We start from the raw sequence: 12,200 nt of genomic DNA on the forward strand, positions 1-12,200 counted from the left end.
GTTATCAAAACATTATCAAAACAAGTTATCAAAACTCGGCCATTTTGGCATTTTTGAGTGTATCAATCTAAAGAGTGAGTTCAGTCAAAACCATAGGAATGGGGTAGTCCCGCTCGAAAATTACTCGCTTGCTTTAAACAAAACCAGCAACTGCACAAGTTAAGTTTGTCGGGCAGTTTTGATCGAAGAGTAGTCATCGCGACGCGACACTACAATTACTAACATTAGTGTGTGTTAATCTAAGTGGAGCAGAACAAATGTTTAAATTTTATCCTCCTAATGAATATGCACTAAAAAACATCGTAGATAACACTATCTATATGAGCCCCGTGCAGTATTTTAACGACCCCTATGAGTTAGATTGCAAGGTGGAAAGAGGGTTTCCTTCTCTCGATAGTGATAGTCCGCGTCTCCAGCGCATCTTAGAAGCTTGGTTGGGTGACAACGTAGATATGACACTGGTAAATGAACATTACGAAGAGTTCACCTCAGGGCTTTTTGAGGCAGATTTTAGTAATGGCTCATATCGGAGTAAGGTTCGTGTTGCCTGTTTCACGCGTAATCCAATGAACGCGCTCATGTGGGCTTACTATTCTGCGTCTATGAGTGGAATCTGTGTAGAATTCGATGAGGCAAAACTTATTGAGGTCTCTGACACAGAAACGCAGATTTTTGATGTGGTCTACTCAGAAGAGTCTCCGGTAGTTGATACCGCTGTCTTAGCTGTCTGGGATTCAGTAGCGGATTATTACTTAGATGTTTGTGACTCATCTCATGATTATGAAAAAAATAGGGAAATTTATGATGAAGGCTACACTCTTTCGGTGAAATCAATTCGGGAAATATATCAGAAGCTGATAGCCACCAAATTTAGCGCTTGGGAGCGTGAAGATGAAGTGAGAATGGTAAGATTTGTTGATGGAGACATCAGCAACGAGGATGGATACATTTTATCCCTTCCGGAGAATGCAATTAAATCTGTCATTCTGGGCCCAAATATCCCATCAGCCTATAAAGCGCAGTTGCTGCAGATACTACAAGCAAGAGATATCCCCTCAAAAGCGATGTTGAAGTCCGGTAATTATCGTTGGGAACTGAAGACGATCCATGGATAAACGCTCTTGTGGTGCAAGGTCCCATCTTCTGCAACATAGATTTATTCGTTCCTACAATAGTGCTGCTTCTCCTATCTATAGTAGTGGACGAGGATGTGCTGCTGATGCAACATATATGATATTACTAGAAAAGCAATGAATGTTAGTAACGTTTGCTTCTGGCACTAAGCTGCCCACGAGTGGGGCTCGTACGGCAGCTAAGAGCGAGAAGCGGACATAAAAGATTTGGCTTATGTTGCTGACTTTACTGGCAGTATTTTGACCCGATATGCGTGAAACTTGGCCTTTAGGACACTGTTGAGTTACCCGATAATCACTACAATTAGTTATCGGGCCATGGTAGCCGTGGTTCTTACCAAATTAAATAGCGTTCGGGAGAACACAAAATGAAAATTACTCAGATCCGTAATGCGACCCAAATCCTCGAATATGCAGGCAAGAAGTTTCTTATCGATCCCATGCTTTCTGATAAAGATGCATGGGATGGTTTTGAGGGAACGGCTCGCTCAGAAATTCGTAATCCTATGGTGGAATTGCCTCTGGATATAAGCTTACTGCTTGATGTGGACGCAATCATTATTACCCATACTCATCCGGATCACTGGGATCTGGCCGCTGCAGATATTGTGCCGAAGGATATGTTGATTTACGTCCAGAATGAGAACGATGAAACACAGCTGTGTGCTCAGGGTTTTACGAATCTGGTTACTCTGACCGAAACCAGCCGCTTTGAAGATATTGAACTCATTAAGACAGCATGCCAGCATGGTTCAGATGAAGCCTATACCAACCCGCAGATGGCCGAAATTCTTGGCGATGCCTGTGGTGTGGTGTTCCGTCATCCAGCAGAAAAAACCGTATATCTTGTGGGTGACTCTATCTGGGTGAAAGTCATTGAACAAAACATGCGCAAATATATGCCGGGGGTGTTGATTATGAATACCGGTTGGGCTCATGTTCTGGGCTTTGGCGCAATCATCTTTGGTAAAGAAGATATTTTGAAGGCTCACTTTGTATTGCCTGAAGCCCAAATAGTTGCCACCCACATGGAAGCTGTAAACCACTGTCTGGTCACACGACAGGAAGTTCTGGATTATGCGTACGCTAACCATATTCAGAGCTACGTTTCAGCGCCTGCTGACGGCGAAGCTGTCACGTTCTGACACCAACCGATCCTCAGGGAGTACAATATCTGTGATCACAGTTGCCATTCTTGTTACCCAGGGCTTCAGCACTTATCACGTATCAGTTCCGCTGATTCTTTTTGGTGAGACCGTCACAGACCAACAGCTTTTTGCCCGCCTGATATGCGCTGAAAAACCAGGTCTCGTCTGGTCTGAGGAAGGAACGGCAATACAGGCCGATCATGGTCTGGAGGTGCTAGCGCAGGCTGATATCGTCATTGTGCCCTTCTGGGGAGATGTGCGGAAACGACCATCCAGTCCTCTGCTTGACGCTCTGGTTAAAGCACGCGAAGCGGGAGTCCAGATTGTGGGATTGTGCCTGGGCACTTTCGTATTGGCTTATGCAGGCTTGCTGGATGGGCATATGGCAGCAACGCACTGGGAATATGAGGATGATTTTCGGGAGCTGTTTCCATCAGTTCATTTAAATCTTAATGAACTCTATGTTGATGACAGTGGACTGACTACATCGGCGGGAACGGCTGCGGCGATGGATTGCTGTCTGTATATTATTCGTCAACATTTTGGCAGCCTTGTGGCTAATGGCATTGCCCGTAGGATGGTCACGCCTCCACACCGTGAAGGTGGTCAGGCACAGTATATCAATCATCACGTCACGCAAAAGACCGCCGACGGTAGAATTAACATGGTTCTTGATCACCTGCTACAGAACCTTCAGGAGCCGCACGATATTAATTCTCTGGCCGCATACGCCTCAATGAGCCGCAGGACGCTGACGCGACATTTCACGAAAGCGACCGGTATGTCCGTCGTTGAGTGGATTACAGCAGCACGGTTGCATAGGAGTCAGGAGTTACTGGAGAACATGGATCTTCCTGTAGAACAGGTCGCTGAGAAAGCGGGCTTTCAGTCTGCTGCAACGTTCAGGCTGCAGTTTCGGGAAAAATTCGGTGTCAGCCCCAGAGAGTGGCGAAAAACATTCCGTAACGCGTAAACCGCAGCTCCCCTAGCGTCGACTGACTCCTCCGACTGACCTGCACCCCATTGATTAACGCTCCGTGTTGTTAGAAATGTCCGCTTCTGGCACTAAGTTGACGGTCAGATCGAGCCTAGACCGTAAAGGATATCAAATTAAGTAGAATCTAAAATAACTAATATAAACAAATTATTGAGAGCACCCAATCAGGCTAACAACTCACTTTTATCCACTCCTTCCCTCTGTCATCATGATAACGGTCAGTCTGAGACTGCGTTTTGTGGCCCAGAAGTATCTGTGTGTTTACCCCTTGGGACTTATACAGTCTTTCAGCAAGCGATCGTTGTTCATGAAACGTTGCTGGTGTGCCTTCTCCCCAATCAATATCGGTTTTATCCCTGGCTTTGCTAAAGTTGGTTGTCAGTGTATTGCCAGGCACTTTGGCACCACGTTGGGCCATTGATGTCGCACGGAAGTAATGTACAAGATGCTGGCTCACAGCATAATCTCGGCAGCGCGAGATCACCTCACGTAAGCTCGTGTTCAAAGCATCGCAACGAAGGGAAAGAGGTAATGCCAATTTTGCACCAGTTTTCTCCTGCACAACATGTAAGTGGTCATCCCAGATATCGCTGAATTTCATTGCTGAAATATCACCCAAGCGCTGTCCTGTAACTACGGCCAATAGCATCGCGTTGCCCATATATCGATGCTGTTTATCAGCAATGTCGAAAATCTTCTGCCATTCCTCTAGATTCAAACGCTGCCTGGTAATCTTCCTGCGCGGTTGCTTTGTTGCGAGCGCGGGATTGTAGCCCGGAGGAACTTCACCAACATGCTGAGCCTCTTTGAATATATCGATCAGCACTGAGCGAACAACCTGGCCCATACGTGGCTGTCCGGCGTCGGTGTACTCATCCAACAACGAAGCGATATCTCTGGCATCAACCTCGGGCAAGGATTTCATTGCAAATTTTTGGCGTAGAAGGTTCACAGGCTTACGTTTTTGTTTAAACGTGTTGGGCTTGATATCACCGGTGCTCAGTCGTTCTTCCTGTATTTTCCAATACCGGTCGAGCCAGGTACTGACAGTTATATTTTTACCCTTAATCTGAGCCACACGATCGCTAAGTGCCAGGATCTGCCGGCTACGTTGCTCTGCCAGTCGGCTATTGGCTTCGATAGCAATCTCACGAGCTTCCTGCTCATTGTCACCAAGAGCGTGGTACTTCCCTGTAACCGGATGACGGTATCGCCAGTAGACCTTATTGGCCTTGCGGCTAAATAGGGGATACAGGTTAGGAATATCAACATTGTTCTTACGCGGTCGGGCTGCCATCGTTCAATATCCTTTGGAGCTTCGGATTGTCGTTGTGCTTAATGACCGGAGTAGTGAGTGGGCCAACTAGCTCAGCATCTTCTCGCACGCGCCATAACTTACCTTCCTTACGTGCGGGCGGGGCGAAGTGGCCCTCTTTAGCACAACGCCGCAAGGTATTTAGAGAGGGTGGTTTGCTGCGGTATCGCTCCGCAGCCCATTCTTCAAGCGTCAACATCTGTAGCATCAAGTACCTCCACACATCACCCGCCGCATACGGGCATTAATTCAATCGTGACATGTCACACACTGTTAATTTGGTTTCATGCCACCCGTAGGTTTGCCAGCACTCAGAATCACCAAGGAAATAACAACCTGCTGGGTCACCTGGTAGTTTGTCTTTGCACTTACCGCAGCACCGTTTATTCCGTGTCGCCAGCTGCTTTTTTAATTCGGCGTTATCCTTCCTGATCAGCATGGTGATGTATTCATCTAGGTCGTATGGCTCGCGTTGTGGCCGGCGAGCTGCACAATTCTCTCGTAACATCTCAGCCTCTTGCTGATCTAGCTTGATTTCGACAGGGACAATACCCGCCAGTCGCTGGCGCTCGCGTTGGGCTGCTTTACGCTCTGCATTAGTCTTCGCCATGGATGATCTCCATATATGCATTTATGAAGGTTTGCGCAGCTTCCGCATTGATAGCATTGCCGTAGGCGCGCAGTCGTCCCACTCTTGCGGTAGCCCCATTAACCAACGGGAATGAGCCGGGTCTAACTGGCCGCCACTTTCCATCCCTGCAGAAGAGCCAGTCAGCATCTCGCCAGAAACCATTAGTCTGGCTTGGGTTCCTGCTCCGGAGGCAGGCCTTGCTGCATTTTCCCCATCTAATTCCTTCGGGTCTGGCCATGTTGTCAACCACGCCACTCGTCCCAGCAATGAGTTCAGTGGAACATTCAGGCATTCTTTTCCATCCTTCCAGTCCCTCGTTGTGGGCGTTGGCCACCCAGTATGCGCGGTCACGGATGTGCGGAGAGCCGACGCCCGCAGACGGGAACGGGACAATCCCGAAGGCGTAATCCATTGCTTCCAAGTCAGCTTGTACAAGGTCGAACCAAGCATTTGCGTTGCCGCTTGCAACTTGCTCGCCAAGGACGTGCTCAGGGCGGCACTCGCTGATGAGCCAATGGAAATGTGGCCATAGGTGCCGCTCGTCATCAAACCCATCGCCTTTGCCTGCCGTGCTGAAAGGCTGGCACGGACAAGAACCTGTCCAGACTGGTTTATCGTCAGGCCATCCGGCGTTGCGCAAGGCATATGACCAGACTCCGATTCCAGCGAAGAAATGGCATTGAGTATAGTTTCGTAAGTCATCGGGTTTCACATCCTCGATTGAACGCTCATCAACATCCCCAGGTGCTATATGACCAGCAGCTATCAAATTACGGAGCCACTGGGCGGCGTATGGATCAATTTCGTTGTAATAAGCAGAAGTCACTAGGACTTCCTCAGTTCGGCATCCATTTGGAAGCTATTTTGTTGATAGGCAATGGCCATTTGCTCGGCATCATTCATCGCATCATGGAGCGAGTTATGCTTAACCACCGCAAAGCAGGGCTGGTGGGTTTTAGGTAGATAGCCACGGTTTCCCTTTGTCATTGCGTCGATATAAGTGCGTACATCACGCTTACCGCCCCAATGCCATGGGCATTCGATCCCGTTAGTTCTATAGGCATGTTCCAGGATAGAGCCATCGAAGTCGGTACCACGGAAGAATATCCGGGCATCTGGATGGGCTTTTATCCAATGAGAGAGCAGGGCGAGGCTTTGGCCGATTGGCTCTCGATCACCAGCAAGAGCTTCATGTGCATCTTCAGATTGTTCACGCCACCAAGCCTGGGTCTTGACGCTTACATTGCGGCCCTGCATTAACTGACCGAAAGTATCTACCAGACAGTAGAAGGCTGTATTTGAGTAATCAGCCAGCTCTGCATCACGGGCTATCTGGATAATGCTTTGTTGTGTCTGACGAACGTCAGAAATATCGAATGCAAACGCCCCAATGGATAGAATCACAGCACTTGGCTTGGTATCCATTGTTTCGGTATCTATCGTAATAGTATTGATCATGTTAATTACTCCACACTGATTTTCGGCAAAGCGAAGCCCTGCCAGAGCTTGGCAAATTTTCGAAGATAGAAAATCGGACTTAGATAAGAGAACCTACCCGCATAGCATAGGTCCTCGGTCAATTACTCACACATCAGGTGACGCACCGCATGCTATGCAGTTTTTAAAATACTGCAGAACGTCACATCATATGTTTTAATATTAAAAATTTGTACGAAAGAAACTTATTGGCATTTTAAATGTAAGGAGTTCTCGTGGCTAAGCTAAAACAAATCCCATACGAAGGTAACGAATATTATTATGGCGTTACTATTGATCATTTTAAGAACATTGCTCTAGGTGTGTCGGGTGTGCTTATTTATAACATTATTAATGGGGCCGCCAACTGGGATAATCCAGGCATGTACGGAGTGTTCACGCTGATCTTACTTTCAGGCGCCGTGCATCTATTTTTAAAAAGCCATAAAAATTGGGGGTACGGAAGGGTATCTACCTTCAAGCATAAGGATTTTGCTGCCAAGTTTATTAATATCATCCTACTCGGTTTTTGTGGGGTGTTTTGCTCATACGCCTATGACATCATGATCGTTTCCAACGATGCCCCTGGGAAAACGCAATTTGAGGTGTTTACCTATATTTGCAAAGCTGGGGCTTGGATGTTGGCTTATATTGCTTTGTCAAGTTTGTTCACTCATTTTGCTATTAATAAAGTAATAGAACCTGCTGATATGCAGAAAGCTTGAATCCAGACTTAATTAAGGCGGATTTACGCAGATTATTAAAGAGCGAAAAAAGTGCGGCTGACACCAACCCAGCGAACAGCCGCCAAGACTACACACAGCATAAATTTTTGCCGGATACCTGCGCTTGCTTTCGCTGCAGTGCCGCCGGCGCGGCGCACAAGGTGTGGCGGCTGGTAAACAACGCCCCCGAAGTTTCCAGCCTAACCACATCGGTATGCTCACTCATGAGTTTCAGGATTCTCCACCGCTTCCAGACTTGAGGGAAAGGGCGAGTGAGCATGCCGTTGTGTGCCGGGATTTTTATCCACGCCCGGCGCGTGGGTACCCGTTGTTGCTGGGTGTTCTGTGGTATGATTTATGCGCCAACACAATCAACCACAAAGAGGTGTATATGTCTGATAATTATCCGTTTGAAGGATATAGATATCCTGAGCGTCAAGATCGTCCTTCACCAGATAGCCAAGTTCCATATAGGCCTACCGAGCGACAGCCGGAGCCTGAGCCTAAAAAGTAAGAGGCAGCAAATGACCCGAGAAAACACTATTTTTCACATCCGCTATTCGTTCCACATTGAGACGATGCAGGCGACTTTTTATAGCAGGCTGGATCGGTTACTAACGTTTTCACAAATCATGCTCGGGTCAGCTATTTTCGCTACTTATGGAAGCCTTCCACTTTTTGGCGCTATTGTTGCCTCTTTATCTGCTATTAGTTTCGTTTGGCAGCCGAGTAAAACTGCCATGCTGTGCGAAGCACAATCCAAGAAAATGAAAGAGCTAATAACGAAGCCAGACAGTATTTCAGATTCTGAACTTCATGCCGCATACGTTAAGGCCGAGGAGACGGATAATCCAATGCTTGGCCTCTTGCGTGACGCCGCTTACATAAGAACGCTGATCGTTCTTGACCGCTCATCCGAAGCAATTTCCGTCAAACTAAGCTTTCTTCAAAAAGCGGCAGCTTGGTTTGCTGGTGACCTTCCAAAGCCTTAATCATTTACTCTGCGAATCATCCCGATCTTCGTGTGCCTCGGGCGGCTACTTCGTGGGCGTCCTGCCTGTTCGCTGTTGATGGAGCTATAGTCACAAAATGTGTGCAAATAGTCAATCACTAAATGTGATTGGTTGGTCGTGTTTATTTTTGTGTTTGATTTTGAAATAAAAAAAGCCGCATGAGCGGCCTTTGTTTTAGGGGAATGGAGTTATTGGAAGGTTTCTTCTGGCCACTGAGCAGTTATAACTTTACCTATAAGCTTGCAGTTTTCATCAAATGGGATGATGTCATAGCGCTGGTTTAGCGGCTCAAGTTGTGGTTTACCACCATAAATCGAGAATTGCTTAAAAGTTACTTCGTCATTGTTCAGACCAGCTACGCAGAAATCCCCAGACTTGATATTTAGAACTTCGCTTGGGTCAACCAAGATTAACATGCCCTCAGGGAAACTTGGCTTTGCACCTTGAGGGGCTGTCATTGAGTGTCCATCGACGATTAGCCAGAAAGCGTCATCACTTGCTTTAACAGTTGTGGGAATGAGGCGAACTGAATCTCTTTCTGTATAGCTTCCAACGTCATTAAACCCGCCAGCAGAGATTTTTGCATATAGAGGGTATTGGAACTGAGATGCCAATTGGTGTGCTGAGTCACCAAACAACAACTCTGCAGGGCTAACGCCCAATGATGAAGCTAATATAATTGCATCATCCGCACTGATCTTACGAGCACCTAGCTCGTAATTTCCAATCCTGGAAGCAGAAGACCAACCGATAAGCTTCGCTAGATCGGCCTGGCTCAACTTCTTAGCTTCGCGCAGCGCCTTCAGGCGTTCGCCAATGATTTCAGACAATGTTTTCATCCATCCTTTTTACCACATACCGTGGTTACAATCCGCTCACGTATTGTCGTTGACTGTTAATCACATATTGTGTCTAATGGACTTCGTAATTACAAAGGAGCTTACATGAACAATATCGCTGAACAGCGGAATAAGCTCGGCATAACTCAATCCCAACTTGCGGAAGCTTGCCGGATGGGTAAGTCCCGAATCGCCAATTATGAAATTGGCATTAGGACCCCTGGACTTAAGGACTGCCGAATCATCATTTCCGCACTGAACAACTTAGGGGCCGAGTGTTTTCTCGATGATGTATTTCCCCCCGAGAAAAATATTACCGCCCCAGCGGCATAACCAAAACCACAGAAGCGGAGAAGCCTTGTGGACAACAAAGACTTTCCTACCCAGGACGACATCAGCGAAGCGATACACAAGCTGATCACTCAGTTCCCAGGCAAGTACAGCACGATGGCGAAGGAGTTGGATCCGGTAGCCGGCACTGAAAACGCACTGCGTAACCGCGTCCGCCAAGTTTCAGGGCAGGTGGTGCCTTTGGGTATGGCTGTAGAAATGGAGTCGATCTCTGGCCGTTCAGATATCACCGAGGCGATGTGTAAACACGCTGGTGGTGTATTCGTGAAGCTTCCGGAAATCGAGCAGGCGGATAACGAAGAGTTGTTGATCAAGTTCAACGAGCTGATGTCAGCACTAGGCCTGTTTGCAAAAGCACATAACGAATTTACAGCTGATGGGTTGCTGGACAACGACGAGAGCAGAAAGCTGAAAGCTAAGGGTTACCGGGTTCAATCGCTGGTGGCGGAGATATACGCGGTGACGGTGATGATGTTTGGAGAGGGTGACGCCCAGGATATGCGGTCCCGGGCGTCGAGTGCATCAATTAAACGTGTGGAGTAATTAACGCATGAACAGTGTACGCAATTTAGCGGGTATCCCGCAACTTCGTTGCCGTGCTGTAGCTGGTGGACGTTCGCCAGCAGCGTTTTCGTATGAGCTCAATGTACAAGGCCGATGGTTAGCCATCAACCACAGCTATGCGGCTTGGGTTGTGGGTAACGGTAAGTTTTTAGTGAGGGGAAATCATGGATAACGAAGTGATCATCCCGTTCGAAATGTGCTGTCGTGACAGTCACGGTGTGATTGTTCATGTGACTGGAGTTGATCGGATAAACCACCGGGTCATATTCCGCCGTCCGGGTTACCCATATGACTGCGCATGCCCACGCCGGGACTTCGGTACAAAATTCAAAAAGGTAGAGCAATGAGCGTCTTAATGCAGTTACTGGATCGCCCAATAGCATTCCAGCCTTCGTTTGTTGGGCTGGGTGCTGGCGTTACCGGTGCTGTACTGCTTTCGCAGTTGGTGTATTGGCAAAACCGAATGGATGGCTGGTTCTACAAAACCCAGGCTGAGCTGACGACCGAAACTGGTTTGTCACGCTATGAGCAGGAAGGCGCCAGGAAAAAGTTGGTCACCGCCGGCGTGTTGGAAGAAGACCGCCGAGGGGTACCCGCAAAACTCTATTTTCGCGTTAACAAAAACCGTCTGGAAGCCCTGCTGATTCAGTATGCGGAAAACCAGCAATCCAGTATGCGGAAATCCCGCATTCAAGAATGCGACAAACCAGCAGACAAGAATGCGGAAATTCCGCGGACAAGTCTGCAGAAAACCCCCGAGCCAGATCGGGGAAATCCCGCATTCATTCATACAGGAGATTACTCAGAGAATACTTCAGAGATTACTACAGAGAAAAAACCTGTACGTCAGCTGGCTCCACCAGCAGACCCACAAGCCGACTCTCTGAAAATCGATTACAAGGCCATGCTTGAGGCCTTCCACAGCACTCTGCCTGAGCTGCCAATCGTTCTTAAAATCACTGACGACCGCCGCAAGAAGCTCCGCAAACTCTGGGCTGACTACGAGCTTAATCTCGAGAAGTGGGGGGCTTACCTGCGTTTCATCTCGAAAAAATGCCGTTGGATGCTGGAAGACCGTGCAGATACCAACACCGGCAAGACCTGGCGCAAGAAGGACTTTGATTACCTGATCACCGAGAAATGCTATCTCAAGGTCAAGGAGGAACGGGCCAATGACCTGCCAAAGGTTCAGGAGCTTGATAGCGCTGCTCGAGAGGACGCTTACACCCGCTTGGTATCCCAACGCCGAAAACCCCAAAACGAGGTTGAGGCACTGGCGAAGGAAATGGCCGGATCTCTTGGGCGTATGACCGATTACGACGCACGCAGGGCATGGACCGGTATCTGGGCACAGGCAGTAACCAGGGCAAGCGAGAACGACCTAGCGAGGTTGGCATCATGAAAAATCTAGTTCTGATACCACTGTCGAGCATCGCGTACCACATCTGGCGCCGCCGGGCGTTGAAAGAGGCACGGACTTTCTGGCGGTCTCGCCAAAAGAACCGGCTAGATGCTTTGGCCGGTGGGTATGTAACTGGGTGGCAGCAGTGGCACTTCGAATGGGATTACTACGGTGTACGCGGGATTGTCCGTGCAGCGGTTGGGGAGGGTGAATGATTTTGACGTTGCCATTTCCTCCAAGCGTTAACGGCTACTGGCGCTCGCCAAACAAGGGATCGTTAAGAGGCAGAACTCTGGTCAGTGAACGCGGCAGGGCATTTCAAGCCGAGGCTATCGCCCAAGTGTTTGAGCAGCTACGTCGCCGGCCGAAGCCAATCAGTGCAGATATCGCCGTTGAGGTCGTGTTCTGTCCACCGACCAAAGCCCGACGTGACCTGGATAATTACTTCAAGGGCCTGTTCGATGCGATGACCAAGGCTGGTGTGTGGCTCGATGACAGCCAGATTAAACGCATCAATGCGAGCTGGGGGCCAGTGACCAAAGGCGGCAAGGTAGATCTCCGGATCTGGGAGGTTACTGATGCTGGATAAAAACACAGGTATCGATT

16 protein-coding genes are annotated in these 12,200 nt (G+C 48.4%); 10 read left to right on the top strand and 6 right to left on the bottom strand.

Annotation, left to right across the window (positions count from 1 at the left end):
- Positions 1 to 257: 257 nt before the first annotated feature.
- From M2406_RS04085 to M2406_RS04095, 3 genes are all read left to right on the top strand, one after another.
- The gene (locus tag M2406_RS04085) at positions 258 to 1,115 is read left to right on the top strand and encodes a DUF2971 domain-containing protein (RefSeq protein WP_259188799.1); all 858 of its coding nucleotides are present in this window, start codon (positions 258 to 260) and stop codon (positions 1,113 to 1,115) included.
- A 386-nt stretch (positions 1,116 to 1,501) separates the two neighbouring features.
- On the top strand, positions 1,502 to 2,278 hold the full coding sequence (locus tag M2406_RS04090; protein WP_064556228.1) for an MBL fold metallo-hydrolase: 777 nt from the start codon (positions 1,502 to 1,504) through the stop codon (positions 2,276 to 2,278).
- A gap of 25 nt (positions 2,279 to 2,303) precedes the next feature.
- Positions 2,304 to 3,254 carry a GlxA family transcriptional regulator gene (locus M2406_RS04095; RefSeq protein ID WP_064556245.1) on the top strand — a complete coding sequence of 317 codons (951 nt, stop codon included), beginning with the start codon at positions 2,304 to 2,306 and terminating at the stop codon, positions 3,252 to 3,254.
- Positions 3,255 to 3,447: 193 nt separating this feature from the next.
- Here the strand turns inward: M2406_RS04095 and M2406_RS04100 are convergent, their stop codons facing one another.
- The 5 genes from M2406_RS04100 to M2406_RS04120 are packed head-to-tail and all read right to left on the bottom strand — an operon-like array spanning position 3,448 to position 6,682.
- On the bottom strand, positions 3,448 to 4,575 hold the full coding sequence (locus M2406_RS04100; RefSeq protein WP_259188802.1) for a site-specific integrase: 1,128 nt from the start codon (positions 4,573 to 4,575) through the stop codon (positions 3,448 to 3,450).
- On the bottom strand, positions 4,556 to 4,801 hold the full coding sequence (locus tag M2406_RS04105; protein WP_129940324.1) for an excisionase: 246 nt from the start codon (positions 4,799 to 4,801) through the stop codon (positions 4,556 to 4,558). The genes M2406_RS04100 and M2406_RS04105 overlap by 20 nt, the downstream gene beginning before the upstream one ends.
- A gap of 36 nt (positions 4,802 to 4,837) precedes the next feature.
- Complete coding sequence (locus tag M2406_RS04110; RefSeq protein WP_259188805.1) at positions 4,838 to 5,203, bottom strand: hypothetical protein; 366 nt, start codon at positions 5,201 to 5,203, stop codon at positions 4,838 to 4,840.
- Positions 5,190 to 6,050 (bottom strand): DNA cytosine methyltransferase, encoded by an 861-nt coding sequence (locus M2406_RS04115; protein WP_259188806.1) that lies wholly within the window; start codon positions 6,048 to 6,050, stop codon positions 5,190 to 5,192. Before M2406_RS04115 ends, M2406_RS04110 begins: the two co-directional genes overlap by 14 nt.
- Positions 6,050 to 6,682, bottom strand: a complete 633-nt coding sequence (locus tag M2406_RS04120; RefSeq protein ID WP_259188807.1) for a 3'-5' exonuclease — start codon at positions 6,680 to 6,682, stop codon at positions 6,050 to 6,052. The genes M2406_RS04115 and M2406_RS04120 overlap by 1 nt, the downstream gene beginning before the upstream one ends.
- A gap of 254 nt (positions 6,683 to 6,936) precedes the next feature.
- Between M2406_RS04120 and M2406_RS04125 the strand changes: the two genes are divergently transcribed.
- Together M2406_RS04125 and M2406_RS04130 are read left to right on the top strand one after the other, a co-directional pair.
- Complete coding sequence (locus tag M2406_RS04125) at positions 6,937 to 7,425, top strand: hypothetical protein (RefSeq protein ID WP_259188808.1); 489 nt, start codon at positions 6,937 to 6,939, stop codon at positions 7,423 to 7,425.
- Positions 7,426 to 7,949: 524 nt separating this feature from the next.
- The gene (locus M2406_RS04130; RefSeq protein WP_259188809.1) at positions 7,950 to 8,417 is read left to right on the top strand and encodes a hypothetical protein; all 468 of its coding nucleotides are present in this window, start codon (positions 7,950 to 7,952) and stop codon (positions 8,415 to 8,417) included.
- Positions 8,418 to 8,626: 209 nt separating this feature from the next.
- Here M2406_RS04130 and M2406_RS04135 read toward each other — a convergent pair whose 3' ends face one another.
- Positions 8,627 to 9,277 (bottom strand): LexA family transcriptional regulator, encoded by a 651-nt coding sequence (locus M2406_RS04135; RefSeq protein ID WP_259188810.1) that lies wholly within the window; start codon positions 9,275 to 9,277, stop codon positions 8,627 to 8,629.
- A 105-nt stretch (positions 9,278 to 9,382) separates the two neighbouring features.
- On the opposite strand from M2406_RS04135, the gene M2406_RS04140 reads away from it, so the two are divergent.
- The 5 genes from M2406_RS04140 to M2406_RS04160 all read left to right on the top strand — a co-directional run bounded on the left by M2406_RS04140 (position 9,383) and on the right by M2406_RS04160 (position 12,183).
- Positions 9,383 to 9,610 carry a helix-turn-helix transcriptional regulator gene (locus M2406_RS04140; RefSeq protein WP_259188812.1) on the top strand — a complete coding sequence of 76 codons (228 nt, stop codon included), beginning with the start codon at positions 9,383 to 9,385 and terminating at the stop codon, positions 9,608 to 9,610.
- Between the two features lie 27 nt (positions 9,611 to 9,637).
- Positions 9,638 to 10,171, top strand: a complete 534-nt coding sequence (locus M2406_RS04145; protein WP_259188813.1) for a YmfL family putative regulatory protein — start codon at positions 9,638 to 9,640, stop codon at positions 10,169 to 10,171.
- A gap of 185 nt (positions 10,172 to 10,356) precedes the next feature.
- Positions 10,357 to 10,539, top strand: a complete 183-nt coding sequence (locus M2406_RS04150) for a DUF4222 domain-containing protein (protein ID WP_112348294.1) — start codon at positions 10,357 to 10,359, stop codon at positions 10,537 to 10,539.
- 8 nt (positions 10,540 to 10,547) lie between these two features.
- Complete coding sequence (locus M2406_RS04155; protein WP_259188816.1) at positions 10,548 to 11,594, top strand: hypothetical protein; 1,047 nt, start codon at positions 10,548 to 10,550, stop codon at positions 11,592 to 11,594.
- A gap of 211 nt (positions 11,595 to 11,805) precedes the next feature.
- A complete protein-coding gene (locus M2406_RS04160) occupies positions 11,806 to 12,183 on the top strand; it encodes a RusA family crossover junction endodeoxyribonuclease (protein WP_259188817.1) in 378 nt (125 codons plus the stop codon).
- The last annotated feature ends 17 nt before the right edge of the window (positions 12,184 to 12,200 follow it).

Source organism: Serratia sp. BIGb0163, from assembly GCF_024809935.1.
GTDB classification, from domain to species: Bacteria; Pseudomonadota; Gammaproteobacteria; order Enterobacterales; family Enterobacteriaceae; genus Serratia; species Serratia quinivorans.